Annotated in this window: 18 protein-coding genes; 4 read left to right on the top strand and 14 right to left on the bottom strand. The window is 32.5% G+C overall.

What is annotated here, in order from left to right; genetic code table 11:
• Position 1: 1 nt before the first annotated feature.
• Both KEC48_RS08860 and KEC48_RS08865 read right to left on the bottom strand, forming a co-directional pair.
• A complete protein-coding gene (locus KEC48_RS08860; RefSeq protein WP_087358384.1) occupies positions 2–1,735 on the bottom strand; it encodes an ABC transporter ATP-binding protein in 1,734 nt (577 codons plus the stop codon).
• Entirely contained in the window at positions 1,732–3,444 is a 1,713-nt protein-coding gene (locus KEC48_RS08865) for an ABC transporter ATP-binding protein (protein WP_211961989.1), read from the bottom strand. Before KEC48_RS08865 ends, KEC48_RS08860 begins: the two co-directional genes overlap by 4 nt.
• A gap of 88 nt (positions 3,445–3,532) precedes the next feature.
• Between KEC48_RS08865 and KEC48_RS08870 the strand changes: the two genes are divergently transcribed.
• From KEC48_RS08870 to KEC48_RS08880, 3 genes are read left to right on the top strand one after another with little or no spacing between them, the layout of a single operon-like run.
• On the top strand, positions 3,533–4,408 hold the full coding sequence (locus tag KEC48_RS08870) for a LysR family transcriptional regulator (RefSeq protein ID WP_211961990.1): 876 nt from the start codon (positions 3,533–3,535) through the stop codon (positions 4,406–4,408).
• Positions 4,387–4,692 carry a hypothetical protein gene (locus KEC48_RS08875; protein ID WP_087358390.1) on the top strand — a complete coding sequence of 102 codons (306 nt, stop codon included), beginning with the start codon at positions 4,387–4,389 and terminating at the stop codon, positions 4,690–4,692. Before KEC48_RS08870 ends, KEC48_RS08875 begins: the two co-directional genes overlap by 22 nt.
• Positions 4,673–5,101 carry a DUF6120 family protein gene (locus tag KEC48_RS08880; RefSeq protein ID WP_087358392.1) on the top strand — a complete coding sequence of 143 codons (429 nt, stop codon included), beginning with the start codon at positions 4,673–4,675 and terminating at the stop codon, positions 5,099–5,101. The genes KEC48_RS08875 and KEC48_RS08880 overlap by 20 nt, the downstream gene beginning before the upstream one ends.
• 38 nt (positions 5,102–5,139) lie before the next feature.
• Here KEC48_RS08880 and KEC48_RS08885 read toward each other — a convergent pair whose 3' ends face one another.
• The 7 genes from KEC48_RS08885 to KEC48_RS08915 form a co-directional block, all read right to left on the bottom strand.
• Complete coding sequence (locus tag KEC48_RS08885; RefSeq protein ID WP_211961991.1) at positions 5,140–5,700, bottom strand: GNAT family protein; 561 nt, start codon at positions 5,698–5,700, stop codon at positions 5,140–5,142.
• Positions 5,701–5,879: 179 nt separating this feature from the next.
• Positions 5,880–6,767 carry a YitT family protein gene (locus tag KEC48_RS08890; protein ID WP_087358396.1) on the bottom strand — a complete coding sequence of 296 codons (888 nt, stop codon included), beginning with the start codon at positions 6,765–6,767 and terminating at the stop codon, positions 5,880–5,882.
• Positions 6,767–7,876, bottom strand: coding sequence for a peptide chain release factor 2 (gene prfB, locus KEC48_RS08895; protein ID WP_087358398.1), 1,110 nt, complete (start codon positions 7,874–7,876; stop codon positions 6,767–6,769). Before prfB ends, KEC48_RS08890 begins: the two co-directional genes overlap by 1 nt.
• Positions 7,876–10,524, bottom strand: coding sequence for a preprotein translocase subunit SecA (gene secA, locus KEC48_RS08900; RefSeq protein ID WP_087358400.1), 2,649 nt, complete (start codon positions 10,522–10,524; stop codon positions 7,876–7,878). Before secA ends, prfB begins: the two co-directional genes overlap by 1 nt.
• A 129-nt stretch (positions 10,525–10,653) precedes the next feature.
• Positions 10,654–10,857, bottom strand: a complete 204-nt coding sequence (locus KEC48_RS08905; protein WP_349291023.1) for a cold shock domain-containing protein — start codon at positions 10,855–10,857, stop codon at positions 10,654–10,656.
• Positions 10,858–11,020: 163 nt separating this feature from the next.
• The gene (locus KEC48_RS08910) at positions 11,021–11,662 is read right to left on the bottom strand and encodes a phosphoribosyltransferase (RefSeq protein ID WP_087358402.1); all 642 of its coding nucleotides are present in this window, start codon (positions 11,660–11,662) and stop codon (positions 11,021–11,023) included.
• Positions 11,620–12,747: a DEAD/DEAH box helicase family protein gene (locus KEC48_RS08915; RefSeq protein ID WP_211961992.1), complete on the bottom strand. Its 1,128-nt coding sequence runs from the start codon at positions 12,745–12,747 to the stop codon at positions 11,620–11,622. The genes KEC48_RS08910 and KEC48_RS08915 overlap by 43 nt, the downstream gene beginning before the upstream one ends.
• A 114-nt stretch (positions 12,748–12,861) precedes the next feature.
• Between KEC48_RS08915 and asnB the strand changes: the two genes are divergently transcribed.
• Entirely contained in the window at positions 12,862–14,658 is a 1,797-nt protein-coding gene (gene asnB, locus KEC48_RS08920; RefSeq protein WP_211961993.1) for an asparagine synthase (glutamine-hydrolyzing), read from the top strand.
• A gap of 18 nt (positions 14,659–14,676) precedes the next feature.
• Here asnB and KEC48_RS08925 read toward each other — a convergent pair whose 3' ends face one another.
• From KEC48_RS08925 to KEC48_RS08945, 5 genes are all read right to left on the bottom strand, one after another.
• Entirely contained in the window at positions 14,677–16,515 is a 1,839-nt protein-coding gene (locus KEC48_RS08925) for a glycerophosphodiester phosphodiesterase family protein (protein ID WP_211961994.1), read from the bottom strand.
• A gap of 24 nt (positions 16,516–16,539) precedes the next feature.
• The gene (locus KEC48_RS08930) at positions 16,540–16,953 is read right to left on the bottom strand and encodes a hypothetical protein (RefSeq protein ID WP_211961995.1); all 414 of its coding nucleotides are present in this window, start codon (positions 16,951–16,953) and stop codon (positions 16,540–16,542) included.
• 83 nt (positions 16,954–17,036) lie between these two features.
• Positions 17,037–17,681 carry a V-type ATP synthase subunit D gene (locus tag KEC48_RS08935; RefSeq protein ID WP_087244122.1) on the bottom strand — a complete coding sequence of 215 codons (645 nt, stop codon included), beginning with the start codon at positions 17,679–17,681 and terminating at the stop codon, positions 17,037–17,039.
• Positions 17,674–19,122, bottom strand: a complete 1,449-nt coding sequence (locus KEC48_RS08940) for a V-type ATP synthase subunit B (protein WP_087244121.1) — start codon at positions 19,120–19,122, stop codon at positions 17,674–17,676. Before KEC48_RS08940 ends, KEC48_RS08935 begins: the two co-directional genes overlap by 8 nt.
• 14 nt (positions 19,123–19,136) lie before the next feature.
• Positions 19,137–20,894 carry a V-type ATP synthase subunit A gene (locus KEC48_RS08945; RefSeq protein ID WP_211961996.1) on the bottom strand — a complete coding sequence of 586 codons (1,758 nt, stop codon included), beginning with the start codon at positions 20,892–20,894 and terminating at the stop codon, positions 19,137–19,139.
• Between the last annotated feature and the right edge of the window lie 2 nt (positions 20,895–20,896).

Here is a 20,896-nt window from a genome sequence, read left to right on the forward strand (position 1 = left end):
TTTATTTTTGTATATCAAATTGACTATAATATAAATGATGATAAAAACCATGTTGTTCCAATAATTCTTCATGTTTTCCTTGTTCAATAATTTGACCATGATTCATTACTAAAATCTGATCTGCTTTTTGAATCGTTGACAAACGATGAGCCACAATAAAAGTTGTTCTTCCTTTCATCATCAAATCAAAGGCTTCTTGAATCTGTCTTTCTGTACGGGTATCAATAGAACTTGTGGCTTCATCTAAAATCAGCATAGGTGGTTTAACAAGCATAATACGGGCAATACAAAGAAGTTGTCTTTGACCCTGAGAAAGATTTCCTCCATCCTCACTAATGAGTGTATCATAACCATCTTTTAATTGAATGATGAATTTATGAGCATGTGCTTTTTTAGCAGCTGCAATAATTTCTTCATCACTGGCTTTTTGACCATAGGCAATATTCTCTTTAATCGTTCCTTGAAACAGCCATGAGTCTTGTAAAACCATCCCATAAAGACTGCGTACATATTCACGACTCATATTTTGAATATTGATTCCATCAATCAGAATTTGACCTTGTTGGGGTTCATAAAAACGCATCAACAAATTAATCAATGTTGTTTTTCCACAACCTGTTGGTCCAACAATCGCAATCGTTTGACCAGGTTTAGCTTCAACATTTAAATTTTCAATCAATGGTTTGTTAGGATCATAGGAAAAAGCAAGATTTTGAATTTGAACATGACCTTCTCGATGAGCAAGAGTCTGTGTTTTTGACTGCTGAGGCTCTGATGGTGTATCAAGCAAATGAAAAACACGTGTGGCACAGGCAAGAGCTGTCTGAAGTTCAGTAAACACGTTAGAAATTTCATTAAATGGTTTGGTATACTGATTGGCATAACTTAAAAAACTTGATAAAGCTCCTACTGTCATATATCCTGCAATCACGTATAAAGAACCCGCTATACAAACACTGGCATAGACAATATTATTCACAACTCTAGTACTTGGATTGGCTAAAGCCCCTAAAAACTGTGATTTGACACCACTCACATAAACACGTTGATTAATTTCTTCAAAACGTTCCTGATTTTTTTGTTCATACCCAAAAGCTTTAATCACCTTGACTCCACCTATCATTTCCTCTACATAAGCACCCAGTTCTCCTCTTAAAGCTAGTTGTTCCTGAAAAAACTTATATGTTTTATTGGCAATAATTGTAGCAACAACAAGCGATAAAGGTGTTAATACAATAACAATCAAAGCAACTGTTGTTTGAATATATAACATAAAACAGATTGTCCCAATAATTGTCGCAATACCATTAAACAAATGAGTAAAGCCTTGTAATAAACCATCGCCAATTAAATCAATATCATTAATCATACGACTTAATAAATCTCCATGTGCATGTTGATCAATATATCGTAAAGGTAATGTTGAATACTTTTGAAATAACTGATCACGTAAATCTTTGGTGATAGAATAGGTCATACGATTTGATAATCTGACAACCATCCAGTCGAATATTTCAGCAATGATTACACTCATCAAAATCCATAACATCTTTTGAAAAAGCAAATCAAACTCAACAAGCCCCTTTCCAATAATATGATCAACAGCCTGACCAATAAATACAGGAATCAACAATGTAAAAATAATCTGTCCTGAAGAACAAATCAACGCAAAATATAAATATTTCATATAAGGTCGGCAAAACGATAGTAAACGACCTATGGTTTGACGATTCATGATGCCACCTCCTTTGATAACTGAGAATGAACGATTTGTTGATAAATTTCACAGTTTTCCAATAATTCATCATGTTTTCCTATTCCTACCAATTCTCCATGACTTAACACAAGAATCTTATCTGCATACATAATGGCACTGACACGCTGTGATACAATAATTGTTGTTTGTGGTAACGATGCAATGGCTTTTCTTAAAGCAGCATCTGTCGCAAAATCCAACGCACTGGCACTGTCATCAAGAATCAAGAGTTCAGGATTTCTCACTAATGCTCTCGCAATTGTTAAACGTTGCTTTTGCCCGCCAGATAAATTATGACCACCTTGTGTGATATGACTATAAATACCATCTTTCCACTCTTTTACAAATGATGCCTGTGCCAAGTTTAAGGCTTCAATGATTTCATCATCACTGGCATCTTCTTTTCCAAAGCATATATTATCTTTAATTGTTCCCGTAAAAAGCAATGCCTGTTGTGGTACAAAACCTATCATTTGTCGTAAAGATTGTAAAGAATAATTTTGAATAGGCCTATCCTTAATATAAATCTGCCCCTGTGAAGCTTCATAAAAACGGGGAATTAAATTCACCAATGTTGACTTTCCAGACCCTGTTCCCCCAATAATTCCAACAGTTTCCCCTTTTTCAATAGAAAATGATAAATCACTTAAAGCATGGCTTCCCTGATAAGAAAAACTGACATGATCAAAAGTCACCAATGCTCCTTCATGATGATCCATTTTCTGCAAACCATCTTGAATAACGGGTTGAATAGACAATACTTCTTTCACACGTTTATAACAAGCTGTCGCTTTGTTATAAATGACAATAACATTTGCAAAGGCAAACATAGATAATAAAATCTGATTCATATAATTGATTAATGCAATGACTTCTCCCTGTAAAAGTGTTCCACTATTGACCTTTAAACTTCCTACATACAAAATCATTAAAATCGCACAATTCACAATCACACTCGTACTAGGATTGAGTAGTGCTGATAATTTTCCTACACGCATCTGCATATCTTTTTGTTTTTGTGTAGCTTGATGAAAACGTTCTTTTTCTTGATTTTGTTTAGAAAATGCACGAATCACACGTATTCCTGCTAAATTTTCACGACAAATCAATGAAACATGATCTAATTGTTTTTGAATCTTTAAATACAAAGGTAAAGAACGTGACATCACAAGATAAATAGATAAAGCTAACAAAGGCGCTGCACAAATAAAAATCAATGACATTGATACATTAATACGAAAAGCCATGATTAATGAACCTATAATTAAAAATGGTGAACGTGAAGCTAGACGAATCGTCATCGCAACAGCTAATTGTAATTGATTCGTATCATTGGTAATACGTGTCATCAATGATGGAATTCCAATTTTATCTATATTTTCATAATCATAAGCATTAATTGCTTTAAACATATCATTTCTTAAATATGTCCCAAATCCTTGAGAAGTCTTTGAAGCAAAATATTGACATACCAAAGCACAACTATATCCTGAAATAGCCAAAATAAATAATAGAATCCCTTTATGTAAAATATATTGTTGATCTTTAGCCGCAATCCCATAATCAATAATATCGGCAACGACAATAGGAACAATCAATTCAAAAAAAGCCTCAATTAATTTAAATAAAAAACCAATAATTGCCTGTTTACGATAAGGTTTTAGATATTTCATCCACATCTTGATCATCCTTTCTTGATTTATTATAGCGAAAAATGTATTATATGTATAATATATATAAAATATAATTTTTATACTTTTAAAATATGGTGATAACATGGATATTAAACAAATGATTTATTTTAAAACAATTGTTGAGGAAGGTACCATTTCCAAAGCTGCCCAAACTTTACATATGGCACAACCACCTTTATCTATGCAGCTTAAACAATTAGAAGATGAATTAGGTGTGACCTTATTAAAAAGAGGACATCGTAAGGTTGAATTAACACAGGCAGGTAAGATTTTTTATAAAAGAAGCTTACAAATGATTTCTTTAAATGAAATGACCTTTCATGAAATTCAAGATATGCAAAATGAAGTCCTAAGAGTTGGCATTACTTCTTCCAACTCCAGCATTCTTCCTATATATCTTTCCCAGAATCCTTCTCTTTTTCAACTTTCTTTTCGCATTTATGAAGGGAGTACCTATGAAATTATTGATTTATTATTATCACATCATATTGATTTAGGGATTGTACGTACGCCTTTTGATCAAAGTCAACTTGACTGTCAGCCCTTTTTAAGAGAACCAATGGTAGCCATAGGGAAATCAACCTTGTTAAATCCAGAAATGACACATATGTCTGACTATCAAAATAAACCACTCATTATTCATCAGCGTTATCTTTCACTCATTACTGATTATTGTTTAAATTTGCATTTTCATCCTCATATTCAAGTCACCTGCGATGACTCCAGAACCTCCTTGCAATGGGCCAAAGCAGGTCTAGGCATTGCGATTGTTCCCCAAAGCATTTTATCATTTTTATATGATCCTCAACTCATCAATGTTATTATTGAAGATGACAATTTAAAAACAGATTTAACAATGATTACAAGACAGAATGAAATTCTAAACCCTTCTATTCAATCATTAATACAACTCATTCATCAAAAAGGAGAAAATATATGCATATCGCACAATTTATAAAATTAGAGATTATTATTTTACATCTTTTAAAACAACAAGATTTATCTAGTGATCAGATCTATGATATTCTTAAAAAGCATTTTACAGTTATTGAAGGAGAACTTTTAACTTCATTGTACTTTCTCAGTCAAACACAGATGATTTCTATTCATAGCTATCATCAGCAGCTCATCTATCATATCGAAGAAGCTGGTTGTTCGCGTTATACAACATTAAAAAGAGAGTATCAGCATATTCATCAAGAAATGGAGGTTTTATTTCAAAATGAAAAAACAGAAATTTAAAAATCCTATCACCCAAAAATATTATCACCAACTTTATAAATCTTTCCCACTACATAATCTTCATGAAAAAGAATTTCTTAAATTAATAAAGATCAGACTTCACGAATATGAAAACTCTCATTTAGAAGCCACGTATCAAGATTATATTGAACGTTTTGGTCTTCCTGAAGATATTATTATTTTCTTTTATCAGCATTATGATGACCACTATGTGATTACACATATGAAATCACGAAAGATTATTAAATACAGTTCTTTTATCATCGTTCCTCTCATAATTATAAGCCTTGTTTATGTATTATGGACAACATATCACTACTATCAAGATTATAAAAATATGATGGAAAGTTTTCCTGCTTATGAGGAAGAAATTATTTATGATTATGGAACAATCTCAATGGATGAATAAACATTGAGATTGTTTTTATATGAAGAATAAGAATTTTGTTATTTTCCTTGCTTTAATGCTTTCCACTCATCTTCTAAAATAGACATTATAATATCATCCGCATAACTATCACCATCCATAATAGCATCTCTTAAAACACCATCTCGCTTAAATCCTGCCTTTAAGTATACTCTCTTTGCTCTAGGGTTAAATGAATACACATCTAATTCTAAACGATGTAATTTCAATTTTTCAAAAGCAAAATCTCGAGTGATTTCTGTTGCCCATGTACCAATGCCTTTTCCTCTTTCTGTCTGTTGATAAAGAGCAATTCGAAAATTAGCACACCTCAAATTCCAATCAATTTCATTGATTACACTTTCACCTATGATTGCTCCATTGGGTGCTATAATTAAAAAGAAATATCTATCATCTGCTTTGATTGATTTTAGAAAAAAAGATATGACTTCTTCTTTTGTAAATTCTTCTTTACACCCTGTCAATCGTGCTACTTCCTTATCTAATGGACAATAATTTTGTTCATAATAATTGATTGCATCATCCTCTTTAGCTAAACGTATAACAAAACCATCCTTTTTATCAATAATATCTGTATTCATATAAACCATTTCTCCTTTACAATGCTCACTATTAACTTCGTTTGAAATTATATTATCAAAATCATTCACATTCATTTATTAAAAAATATTCATCAAAACTGATATAAGTCGTTATCTTATTTGTTATAGACCTATTAACTTTTACTTGATTTAAAAACAGCAATAAAAATATTGCTGTTTTATAAAATATGATCTCTTTTTTGTTTATCCAAATCAATATTAGGTAAAGTAAATCCTCTACCTTTGACACTATGAATTTCACTACCAATAATAAATGCTGTTGGATCAATAGTCATGACCAAATCATTAATCACAGGATATTCACGATTATTGACAACACAAAGAACAGCTTTTTGTTGGTCATGGAAATATCCTGTTGTCACATTGACAAAGGTGCATCCCCTATCAATTTCCTTAAAAATAGCTTCTGCAATTTCTTCATGATGTGCTGAAATCACCAATACCTGTAAATTCTTTTCACCAAAGATAGTGACCTTATCTAAGACAATAGCTGTAATAAAGACGGTAATAATTCCATATAAGATACCTTCAAAGCTTGTAAAGAAAGCTTGTCCTAATAATACAACAACATCAAACAAGTAAACACAGACACCTAACGAAATATGAAATTTCTTATTAATAATAATGGGTGGTATATCTGTTCCCCCAGTACTATAACCAATTCTAAAAACGATACCACATCCCAGTCCGGTAAATAATCCAGCATAAATTGTCGATAATAACATATCTGATGTCAAGTGCTGTAATTGTGGCATAGATTCAAACATCGCCAGAAAAAACGGAAATATAATCGAACTTAAAATCGTTCCTGCAGCAAATTTTTTACCTAAAACAATAAATCCAAGTAACAACATCGCCATATTGATGACAAAGACAACTGTAGCATAATTGACCGAAATAAATTCACAGACAATCAAAGCAATCCCAGTTGCTCCAGCAACAATTAAATCTGAAGGGACTGCAAAAACTGCAACACCAAAGGCAAGTATCAAATTTCCAATAATGACAATGATTGTATCACGTAAAAGATGCTTTGCCTGATGCATTAGTCATCCTCCTTTACTTGTGATTTTAAATAAGCATATATACAGTCATCTAAATCTCCATCTAAAATGGCTTTAGGATTATTTGACTCATATTGACTACGATTATCTTTTACCATCGAATAAGGATGTAAAACATAAGAACGAATTTGACTACCCCACTCAATCGCTTTTTGTTCTCCTTTAATCTCACTTAGCTCCTGTGCCTGTTTTTCTAACATTAACTGATATAATTTAGATTTCAACATAATCATCGCCTGTTCACGGTTTTGAATCTGTGAACGCTGTGATTGACATGTCACAACAATATGTGTAGGAAGATGAGTAATACGAATCGCTGAATCTGTTTTATTAATATGCTGTCCTCCAGCCCCAGAAGCACGATAAGTATCAATACGAATATCATGTGGATCAATTTCAATTTCGATATCGTTATCAAATTCTGGCATCACATCAACCGAAGCAAATGATGTATGACGGCGTTTGGATGCATCAAATGGTGAAATACGTACCAGACGATGAACACCTTTTTCAGCTTTAAGATGCCCATAAGCATTATAACCTATCATACGTAAACTTACTGATTTTAATCCTGCTTCTTCACCATCCAAATAATCTAAGACTTCTATTTTCCAACCTTTTTTATCTGCATATCTTTGATACATACGCATTAACATGGCAGCCCAATCCTGTGACTCTGTTCCCCCAGCACCAGGATGAATTTCTAACAAGGCGTTATGATGATCATATTGACCAGAAAATAACAATGTTTTTTCAAAATCATTCATTTCTTTTTCAAAAACACCATAATCTTCATCTAAAACAGCCTTAAAATCAGCATCATCATTTTCTTTGACATACTGGTAGGTTTCTTCTAACTCATCTAAAGTTTTTACCAAATACTCATATGTATCAACTTTCTTTTTCATTTCATTTAATTGATCATATATCTTTCTGGCATGATCTTGATCATTCCAGAAATTCTCATCCATTGTTTGTACTGTCAAACCTTCAATTTCTCTTTTCAAACCTTCAATATCAATAGAAACAAAAAGTTCCTTGAGTAAAGAACGGGCTTTTTCAAGCCCATCCTTCATTTCATATAATTCCATTAATCTGCTTTAAACTCCAATTCAATTTGCACTGATGGAATCTGTTTTTCCTGTTCACTACCAGGAGCAATACCCATATGAACAATGTTTCTTGTAATATCTTGAGAAATTGATTTTGTCATTTCTTCAAACATATAAAAGGCTTCTTCAGTATATTCTTGAAGTGGATCTCTTTGTGCATAAGCACGTAAGTAAATTCCATTTCTTAATTTTTGCATAGCATCAATATGATTGATCCATGTATGATCAATGACACCTAATAAAATTCTTCTTTCATAATCTAATTTAATTTCAGCTGGTAAATCTTTATTAAATCTATTTTGATACTGCAAATAAACAATTTCAGATAAACTATTTGTTAATTTTTTAGCATCTTGTTCTACAACATCTTTATTTTTAGCAACTAAAGTAGCTAATAACATATAGTTTTTAGAAATATAATTTAATGCACCATCAACATCAACATGTTCTTTTTTACCATCATGTTTTGTAAACTGACGAACAGTATTTTCCACCGCCTGTTCAAACATTCCTTTCACAATTGGACCTAAATCAGTCTGTGACATAATATCATCACGTTCTTTATACATGATTTCACGTTGTTGTCGCATCACATCATCATATTGTAATAATTGCTTACGAATATCAAAGTTCTGTCCTTCAACACGTTTTTGAGCATTTTCAATTGATTTTGTTACCATCTTACTTTCAATAGCTTCATCTTCTAAGAAAGAACCCATTCTTTCCTTCATCTTTTCATTCGCAAATCTTTGCATTAATTCATCTTCAAATGAAACAAAGAACAATGAACACCCAGGATCTCCTTGACGACCAGAACGACCTCTTAACTGATTATCAATACGTCTTGATTCATGTCTTTCACTACCAATAACCATCAATCCACCTAATTCCGGTACACCTTCACCTAATTTGATGTCCGTACCACGACCAGCCATGTTTGTCGCAATAGTGACTGCACCCATCACACCTGCTTTTTCAATAATCAAAGCTTCTTTCGCATGATTTTTTGCATTCAAGACATTATGCTTAATTCCTCGTTTATTTAACATCTTACTTAATAATTCAGAAGTTTCTACTGAAACAGTTCCTAATAACACAGGTTGACCATAGCTATGTCTTCTTTCTACCTCATCACAAATTGCTTTATATTTAGCAGATTGTTTTGCGAAAACCAAATCTGGTTTATCATCACGAATCACAGGTTTATTCGTTGGAATTTCTACAACACGCATATTATAGATTGTTCTAAATTCTTCTTCTTCTGTTTTGGCAGTTCCTGTCATCCCTGCTAATTTATTGAATAAACGGAAGAAGTTTTGATAAGTGATAGTTGCTAGAGTGACAGTTTCCTCTTTAATAGGAACACCTTCTTTAGCTTCAAGTGCCTGATGCAACCCATCACTATAAGCACGACCTGGCATCACACGACCTGTAAACTGATCAATAATCATAATACTGGCATTACGAATATCATGACTTCCATCTTCTGTCGCAATCATATATTCAACATTTAAACTCATTGTATAGTTAGCTTTCAATGCTTGATTGATATGATGAACTAAAGCTGTATGTTCAGGATCATATAAATTTTGAATTTTAAATGCCTTTTCTGCCTTATTAATTCCTTCGGCTGTTAAAGCGACTGTTTTACTTTCAATATCAACTTCATAATCTTTTTCTTCACGTAAAGATTTTACAAATTTATCAGCTTGAACATATAAAGCAGCTGTATTTTTCTTACCACCAGAAATAATCAATGGAGTTCTTGATTCATCAATCAAAATAGAGTCAACCTCATCGACCAACGCAAAATTCAATGGTCTTAAAACCTTATCTTCCAAACGTGTGACCATATTATCTCTTAAATAATCAAATCCAAGTTCAGCATTTGTTGTATACGTAATATCACACGCATGTTGAGCTCTTTTTTCATCTTTTGTCAGTTCACGTTTGTTAAGTCCTACTGTTAAACCTAAAAACTCATAAACTTTTCCATTATCTGTTTTATCACGTTCTGCCAGATAATCATTGACAGTCACCACGTGAACTCCTTCTCCAGTTAAAGCATTTAAATAAACCGGAAAAATAGATGTTAAAGTTTTACCTTCACCTGTTTTCATTTCCGCAATATCACCATTGTGTAAAGAAATGGCACCCATCAGCTGCACTTTAAAAGCTTTTAAACCTAAACGTCTATATGCTGCTTCACGTACTGTTGCAAAGGCTTCAACCAAGATATCATCCAATGTTTCTCCGTTTTTTAGGCGTTCTTTAAAAAGTTCTGTTTGATGAGCCAATTCTTCGTCACTCATCGCCTGATATTGAGGTTCCAGATCCATAATCTGTAAAGCCTGTTTTTCAAGTTTCTTTAATATTTTATTATCCTGTGAAAAAGCCTTTTTGATAGAACCAAATAATCCTTTTTTCTCTTTTTGTGGTGTTGTTTTAAATTCAATAGGCTGTTGTGGTTTTTTCACAACATCATCAAATGTTTCAACAACAACATCTTCACCTAAATCATCATTTAAATCCACAATTTCAGCATTCGGATTTAATCCAAGTTCTTCCAATTCTTTGGCTTCTTTCTTTTTTATTTGTTTTCTAATTTCTTGTTTTTTACTTGCCATGAATAAATCTCCTTTCATGCATACTGAAACATTTCACATTATAGCATATAATCTACAGAAAACAAAGTAAATATCACGTAAAATTATTCTAACGAAAAAAAGGATATGCCAATGCATATCACCCTTTCATCAAATCTTTACGACATGTCTAGCTTGTAAGCCACGCTCTGTCGAATAGAGTTCAAACTCTACGAGTTCACCTTCATTTAAAGATTTATATCCATCTTGTATAATTTGACTATAATGAACGAAAACATCTTTTCCTTCACCACGATCAATGAATCCAAATCCTTTTTCAGCATTAAACCATTTGACTTTACCCTGCATAATCACAACTCCTTTACTTCATGGTTGTATCCATTATAGATGATGCTAATTAAGAAAGAACGCATTTTCTGTCGAGCCAATTTCTTTTTTTGTTTTATTTCCTAGGAAATATATCTTTTTTTGACGAATCAATATAAAAAAATGCACACTTCATAAGCGAAATGTACATTTATAATGTCATAAAACTCTTAGTTGATAAAACAAGCAGTTCTATCTTTTGGGGATGACACTTTTCAATAAGTGATAAACAAGTGGTTAAGGTTGATGATGAAGTTATCACATCATCAAAAATCAATACCTTTTTTCCTTTAAGAACTGTTTCATTTTGAATACCAATTTTGTCTTTAACCCTTTTTCTTTCAGCAAATGACAAGTCACTTTGTTTATACATTTCTTTCTTATAAAGTCCTGTAAAAACATGTGATGAAAATGAATAAGCAATACTTTCCATAGGTGCAAAGCCACGTTTTTCATTTTCTTGGAACGAACTGGGAGCTACTGCAATGATATAATCTTGATATTGTATATGAAAACAGGACTGATAAGAACATAAAAATGCATCTTTTAAAGCATAGTCATAAAGTCCCTTATATTGATAAAGAAGTGATTTAAAGAAATCATCATATTCATATAAAATTCTTAAAGGATGGTGATGAAAAGTTGTTTGAATATCTATAATATGAAACTGAGATAAACATTTCTGACATAGTGGCAGAGTATAGAGAAGATGGGCTAAGGATATTTGTTGCAGAAGCGGTGTGTGACAAATTAAGCATTCATTTTGTTGAGGTCTTTGATGGTATGAATACATTGCTTGATAGATGCGGTATGTTCATTGGATAAAATATAAACATGCCCTTGAGGATGAGAGATTTTACGTCCTACACGCCCTGCTATTTGAATTAATGTTCTACGATCAAACAAATCATTTTCACCATGATAGATAATCACCTGAACATCTTCTACAGTAATTCCACGTTCCAGTAAAGTTGTGGAAACAATCACATCAATGTCGCCTTTTTTCAATGCCTCCAGTTTTTCTTGATTATGTTCATGTATAGAAGAAACACCTTGAACTTTAAGACCATGTAATTTTTGGACAAGTTTATCAACATCTTTTACATAGGGAACAAAAATAATCACTTTCTTCTTCCATTTCCAAAGGAGTAAACGAATGAGCCATATCTGTAGCCAATGAGGACAAATGATTAATTGAGGTACTGGAAGATCATAGCCATGGTATCTGCGATTCATAATTAGTAATTCTTCTCCATGTATATCCTCTTTGACGAATGTTGCGCTCAACTTGACATAATGGCCTCTACAACAATTCATAAAAATTTCCTGTAAAACTTTGTTCCCATAAAATGGAAAGGCATCTACTTCATCCCCGATAATTAAATCAAAACCACTTTGTTCAAAGCGATATAATTGATGCATCGTACAAATAACCATCTGTGCATCCATATTTTCGTTATGTCCACCATAAACCAAACCAATATCCAGATGATCAAATGCTTCTTGAATCCTTTGATATAATTCTTTCACTAATTCTTTTCGAGGAATGCAAAAACAAACACGATGACCAATCTGTAAAGCATACTGAATTAACTCAAATACGATTTCTGTTTTTCCAGAACCGCAGACTGCCAAGACGGCGGAATGTTTATGACTTTGATAATTTTTAACAAGCTGTCTGGATATTTCCTTTTGAGTTGGAGATAGTTCAAAATCAAGATGATATTGAACTTGACATGCAGGATATTGATGATTTTCCTGTTGACATGTTTCATCAATCCAGACACGATGGAATTGGATGCACTCACGACAATAATATCTTCCATTTAACTCATATAAACGCTCTATATTTTGATTATGACATCTTGAACATTCCACTTTTCATCACCCATAGCTATCATACCACAAATCAACACCTCTAAAATCTCAACTTTGTCTTATCTTTTTCTCATATTTCAAAAAACATTTCATACATTGTATGGGGTGAAATCTATGTGTGGAATTATCACAATTTGTAATTATTCAAAACATTTACTTGATTATGATGAAAAAATCATGACAATGACAAAGCTCTTACAAAAGCGTGGGCCTGATCATATGGGTTATTTTATGACACCACATTGTCTTATGGGACATACACGTTTAGCTATTATTGATTTAAAGAATGGGCAACAACCTCTTTTATATACGCATCATGAGCGTACTTATCGCATGACATATAACGGTGAGATTTATAATATGACTGAAATCAAAAATCATTTGATTGAGTTAGGTTACACATTTCAAACAATGAGTGATAGCGAAGTTGTTTTGGCTGCTTATATAGAATATCAGGAACATTGTCTTGATTTATTTGAAGGTATTTTTGCATTTGTAATTGATGATGGTGAAAAATTATTCGCTGCAAGAGATCCTCTTGGTGTCAAACCATTATATTATACATTACATGAAGGAACATTGGTTATTGCCAGTGAAATCAAAAGTCTTTTAAGCTATCTTGGTCAGGCTATTGTCGATGAAAAAGGTGTCAAAGAACTCTTAGGACTGGGTCCAAGTTTAACACCCGGTCAAACAGTCTATAAAAACATTTATTCCTTAAGACCAGGCTATTATTTATACTTTCAAAAAGAGTTACACATTCAATGTTATTGGAAGCTACATGATCAATCTCATGACGAAAATCTGCCAGAAACGATTCAGCATGTGCGTCATCTTGTTATAGAGAGTGTTCAACATCAATTGTTAAGCGATGTTCCTTTATCAACAATGTTGTCAGGTGGTTTAGATTCCAGCATTATTACAGCCATTACTTCACAATATGTGTGTCCACTTTCTACCTATAGCGTCACTTATGAAGATCAAGAGCAATACTTTCATGCCTATGATTACCAGACAACAATGGATGATGACTATATTCATCAGATGGTCACACGTTACACACCACATCATCACAATATTATTTTAAAGCAAACAGATTTAATAGATGCTTTAAAAGAAGCCTTAATTGCCAGAGATATGCCAGGTATGGCAGATATTGATGCAAGTTTTCTTTTATTTTCTAAAGAAATTGCTAAAGAACATAAAGTCACATTATCAGGTGAATGTGCTGATGAAATCTTTGGTGGTTATCCTTGGTTTTATAAAGAAGAACTCTATAACCAGCCTTATTTCCCTTGGATGCGTGATTTAGATCAGAGATTAAGTATGTTTAATGAAAAAGTTCAAAAATTAAACCTTAAAGACTATATTATTCAACGCTATCAAGAAAGCTTACAAGAAATTCATACTGACAATCGTAAAAAACAGCTTATCTATCTCAATACACAATGGTTTATGCAAACACTTTTAACACGTGCTGACAGTCAAACCATGCGTGCTTCATTAGAAGTCCGTGTCCCTTTTGCTTCTACAAAAATACTTCAATATCTTTATAATATGCCCGAGGACTATATGTTTTTTCAAGGTGAAGAAAAAGGTATTCTTCGTCAGGCTTTTCACGATTTTTTACCAGAAGATATTTTACATCGTAAAAAGAATCCTTATCCTAAGACCTATTCTCCACTTTATGCTCAACTTATCGAAAACAAATTAAAAGAATCCTTAAAGGATCCTTCTAATCTTTTATTTCAATTTTTTGATTATCAAAAGCTTAATGGTTTTATACAATCTCATGGTCAAAGTCTAACTGCTCCATGGTTTGGACAGCTTATGATGGGACCCCAACTCATGGCTTATTTCTATCAAATTTATTTATGGGGAAAAATTTATCACATTCAACTTGAATTTTAAGCAGGTCACCCTGCTTTTTTATATTTGATCTTCATAATATGAATGAGGATGTTTTTGTAGATAAGCATCAATAGCCTGTCTTCCTAAATCGGGATCATTAGTAATAATTCCACTTACTCCCATATCTAAATACTGTTTCATTTTCTTTTCATTATCTACTGTCCATATGTAAATAGGAATCATTTGTGAAATAGCTTTTTGAATTAAAGAAGTACTTGCTCGATTTTCTTCAATAGCTAAAAAGTCAATATCCATATTCCATATACTTGCATCAATATCTCCAATACTTCCATAAATACAGTATCCAATCCACCATTCAGGATAAAGATGATGTAAATAAGATACAGTCGGATAATGCAGGGACATAAACATTGTTTGTGAACCCATATGATATTGATTGACAATTTTCACCACCTGATTGACCATTTCACGGTAATTTTCAGGATCAGCTTTGAATTCTATTAATAATTTGATATTGAAATGATGATCTTGCATCTTTTGAATCAAATGTTCTAATGTCGTAGGTTGAGCTGTATAATTTTCATATTGTAATGTTGTATCTTCAAATTGTTGGGCAGTCATTTGTGAAACGGATGTAGATACATGGGATAGACGTGACATTGTTGTATCATGATATACAATTGGAATACCATCTTTAGATAACTGAATATCAATTTCTGCAAAATCACTACCATAATCATTAGCTTTTTCTACAGCTTCAAAAGTATTTTCAATAGCGTACCCTGAACCACGATGCCCTATTACATAAGGCTTATGCAATCTTAAATCTTGATGAAAATAAACAATCCCTACAATAAAAATACAAATGATACAAATAATACGTAAATATTTTTGATAAGTACGTATCCATTGTATTTGTGAAAAATATTGTTTTAATTGACATAAGGCGTATCCTGTTGTTTTTTGGCAATGACTGATCAATCGTTGCAAACGAATGGTATCTAAATTCTGTTGTTGAATGGTCATGATTTCTTTTTCATACTGACAAAATAATGACACAAGATAATTCAAAAAGAAAGTCATTGCGATAATCTGTAAAAGATAAATGATGATATATTGAATAACACTATAACGAAAAGATGCAAAATGCATGAGATATTTTACAAAATAAATATTAAAATCTCGATTATGTAAAAGAGGGTATGGTAAGATATGTATGATACTATTTTCTACGATCACCCACGCTATGATACTCATCAACAATCTTATTTTTTGTAAAAAAGTGATTGTTTTTAGTAAATGGCATCCTTTTTTTATAGCTTGTATCAAAGACATTTGTTTTAAAAATAAATAAAGTGGAACAAAAATCATCATAATATATAAACCATAATAAAATAAATAAATAAGACCAATCAAAATTTGGCCTTGAAGGGTTAATTGAAGTTCATTTAAAATGAAAGATGGAATATCCCATCTAGGGACATAATTATTAATATACCCTACATGAACTAAAGGTAACAATAACAACATATAAAGACCACTTAATACAAAAGTTGGTTTATGAATTGTTTTTAAATTGATGATACTTTTTAAAACAATCTCTTTCAATTGATAAGATTGTTTTTGATGTTCTAAGGTGATGATTTGTATAATCACATACAGATTGTAATAAATCAAAAGCATCATCGTCAGTACTAAAATCAAAAATATAATGATTCCCGGTAATGATAAAAAAACTTCTATCATATTTTGATTAAAAGCAATACTGACTGATGCCTTCTTTAAATATTCCTTTAAAATAAGTCTGAGTATCGGACTTAAACAAAAAAGAATGATCAGCTTATAAATAATTGTAAACTGTAAAACATTCTTAATGAAAGATCCATATTTTTTCATCACACTGACCATCCCCTTTAGCTACTATGATACATAATCCTGCCACTTTGTCAAATCTCTTTTCCAAAAATAATATTTGTAAATGAGAAAAGTTGCGATAGTACTCATAAGGGCAATATAAAATTGAGGATAACAAAGTTCTAAACTTAAACGTAAACTGAATACCCCAGAAAATGGGAAAATATGCCATGTCAAAAACTCATAAATCTCCATTGCAATAATCCCTATTAGTCCAATACAGCATAGTATATAACTTGTATATCCCCAATGCATCCAAATGCTAAATATCGTAATCATCATGCATGTAACAGCAATGGGATTATTCATTAAAATAAACCCTGATACATCCTGCACTCCCTTATATCCACCAAACCAGGTCATAAACATCGTTGATAAACTGAATATAAAAATGATTGTCATAAGTATTTTTCTTTTCATATTGATCACCCACTTACAGTATAGTGGATTATACGCAAAACTTTCTTAATAAATTCTTAATATTCTATAAAAGAAAAACAAGATCATTCAAGACCTTGTTCTTTCTTTAATCTTTCTTGTTTATTTTTTTGCGTTTTGATGACTTTTTGACGAGAGAATTCTTCTCTATCTTTTTCATCTAAAGATTCACTAATGAATTTCACTGTTCTTTCAAATTCAGGAATAGAAATGTTTTGCAAAGCATTAGCTCGTTTTTGTGTTTTACGAATAGCATTGGCTAAACGATAAACAGCGTTTTCTATTTCTGCTAATTTCACAGTTAATTCTTTAACATGATAGAAACATCTATATGCATAATCCACTTTAGAGTTTGCTCTTTCAAAACCATATCCTAGACGAAGAGGTGTTTTTTCATAGCTTACTTTTGGAATTTCGACTCCCATAACGCTTCGATAAGTCACACTCAATCCTTCATCAATAGGAACAGCTTCAACAATATCACTGATAATACCAAGTGACATGTTCGCTTCCTGAAGAGCATAATAAGCTTTTTGATAAGAATCTGTAATATCATCTCTGATCAATTTGACATCATCTAATAAATTCATCATTTCCTTGATGAGAACATTTCTTTTTTTATCCATCAAGTCATAACCCAAATATGCGAGTTCTAATGACTTTTTGGTAGCAATCAAATTCCCCTTTGTTGGAAAGACCTGATTAGCCATTATCTACTGCCTGCTGTAACTCTTTAATCATTGTATCTTCTTGAAGATCAAATTGAGCTACTGCCTTTTCATGATCATAGAATTGTTCTAACACCGCATTATCAATACGATCTAATTCATTCTTAGGAAGAACAGATAATAAAGTCCATCCTAAATCTAATGTTTCTTCAATAGATCTGTTTGTATTGAAACCTTGGTTAAGGAAATGTTGTTCAAATAAACGTCCAAATTCCATATATTTTCTATCAACAGGTGTTAATTCATCTTCACCAATAACTGATGTTAATGATTTAACATCCTGAACATGTGCATAAGCTGCAAATAACTGGTTAGATACATCTGAATGATCAGCTCTTGTATATCCTTCACCAATACCATCTTTCATCAAACGAGAAAGTGATGGAAGCACACTGACAGGTGGATAAATACCCATTGAATTCAATTCAGAATCAAGTGTAATCTGACCTTCAGTGATATATCCAGTTAAGTCAGGTACTGGGTGAGTAATGTCATTGTTAGGCATTGTTAAAATTGGAATTTGTGTCACTGATCCTTTTGCTGATTTAGAAATACCAGCTCTTTCATATAATGAAGCTAAGTCAGAATATAAGTATCCTGGATATCCTTTACGTCCAGGAATTTCTCCCTTACTTGAAGAGAATTCACGTAAAGCTTCACAATAAGAAGTGACATCAGTATAAATAACCAAGACATGCATATCATGTTCATAAGCTAAATATTCAGCTGCTGTTAAAGCACAACGTGGTGTTAATGTACGTTCAATGATTGGGTCATTAGACAAGTTCAAGAACATAACAACTCTTTGCATAACCCCAGCTTCTTCAAAAGAACGTCTGAAGTATTCAGCAACGTCATTTGTAACACCCATTGCCGCAAAGACAACTGCAAATCCACTACCATCATCATCTTTAACTTTGGCCTGTTTAACGATTTGTACAGCTAATTGATTGTGTGGTAAACCTGAACCTGAGAAGATTGGTAATTTCTGTCCACGAATCAAAGTTGTTAAACAGTCAATAGATGAAATACCAGTGTTAATATAGTTTCTTGGATAAACACGAGCAACTGGATTTAATGGTTGACCGTTAATATCCATAGATTTTTCTGCATAGATTTCTCCAAGACCATCAATTGGTTTTCCTGCTCCAGAGAACACACGTCCTAAGATTTCCTTAGATACAGGAAGTTCCATTGGATGACCTAATAATCTTGTTTTTGTATTGGCAAGAGATAAAGAGTTTGTTCCTTCAAAAACCTGTACAACAACTCTTTCTCCTTCAATTTGAACGATACGTCCTAAACGAGTTGAACCATCTTTTAATTGTAATTCGACCATTTCGTCATATGAAGCATCTTTAACATGATCTAATACGACTAATGAACCATTAATTTCGTTCAACCCTACATATTGTAGACTCATCACATTTTCCTCCTTTAGTCAATAGATGCAACTGCTTCATCAATTTCTTTATAATAATCATCAAATAAAGCTAAATTATTGTTAGGAACATCATATTTCATTTTGACAACTCTATCAAAAATACCTGTTTCCAAAATCAAACGAATTGGTTTTCCAGCACTGACAACTTCTTTACCACGTTTATATAAGTATAAGATGACTTCCATCATCTTTAATTGTTTTTCTAATGGTACATAAGTATCATCTGGATGGAATGCATTTTGTTGTAAGTAACCAACACGTACTAATTTAGCAACTTCAATCACTAATTTCTGATCATCTGGTAAAACATCAGAACCCATTAATTTGACAATTTCCATTAATTTTGTTTCTTCAGCTAAAATACTTGATAATTCCTGACGATCTCTTAAGAATTTTGGATCAACATTTTTATTGAACCATCTTTCAAGATCAGGAATATATTCACTATAACTTTGATTCCAGTTAATCGCAAAATAGTGACGTGCATAAGCTAAAGCTTTATCCAATGCCCAGAAAGTACGTACGAAACGTTTTGTATTTTGAGTGACTGGTTCAGAGAAGTCAGAACCTTGTGGTGATACGGCACCAATGATTGTGACTGAACCTTTTGTTCCATTTAAGTTATTCATATATCCAGCACGTTCATAGAATTGTGATAAACGTGATGGCAAGTATGCTGGGAATCCTTCTTCAGCAGGCATTTCTTCCAAACGTCCAGAAATTTCACGTAACGCTTCTGCCCAACGAGAAGTTGAATCTGCCATGATGGCAACATGATATCCCATATCACGATAATATTCAGCAAGTGTGACCCCTGTATAAATAGAAGCTTCACGAGCCGCAACTGGCATGTTAGAAGTATTAGCAATCAATACTGTTCTGTCTGTTAAAGGTTTGTTAGATTTAGGGTCAATCAATTCTCTAAATTCTTCAAGAACCTGAGTCATTTCGTTACCACGTTCTCCACAACCTACATAAACGATAATATCGGCATCACACCATTTTGCTAATTGGTGCTGAGTCATTGTTTTTCCAGTACCGAATCCTCCTGGAATAGCAGCTGTTCCACCTTTAGCAATTGGGAACAATGTATCAATAACACGTTGTCCTGTCACTAATGGCATTGAAATTGGTAAACGTTTTGTAACCGGTCTTGCCTGTTTGATTGGCCATTTTTGTGTTAATGTACATTCCACAATTTCACCATCTGCCGTTTCAATTTTCATGACAACATCATCAATTTTGTATTGTCCAGATGGAGCCACTTCAATAACTTTTCCTTTTGTATATGGTGATACCATACATTTATGAGTGATTAAGTCAGTTTCAGGAATTGTAGCATAAATATCTCCACCTTTGACTTCATCACCGACTTTTGCAACCATTGTGACATCCCATAATTTATTTTTATCCAATGGATCAACATGGCTACCAGTTGGAATGAAAGCACCAGATTCTTTTGCAATTTCTTCTAGTGGTCTTTCAATACCATCAAAAATATTTCTTAAGATACCAGGACCTAAAGTAACAGAAATAGGTTGTCCAGTTCCATACACAGGTTCTCCTGGTTTTAATCCTGTTGTTGTTTCATAAACCTGAATTGTTGTTAATTCTTTTTTGATAGAGATAACTTCTCCAATCAATCTCGCATTACCAACATAAACCATTTCTAACATAGAAAAGGCATCTGTATCTTTGACTGTAACAACGGGACCATTGATTGAATAAATTACATTTTCATTCACACTCATAC

The organism is Clostridium sp. C1, assembly GCF_018223625.1.
Lineage (GTDB): Bacteria > Bacillota_I > Bacilli_A > Erysipelotrichales > Coprobacillaceae > Allocoprobacillus.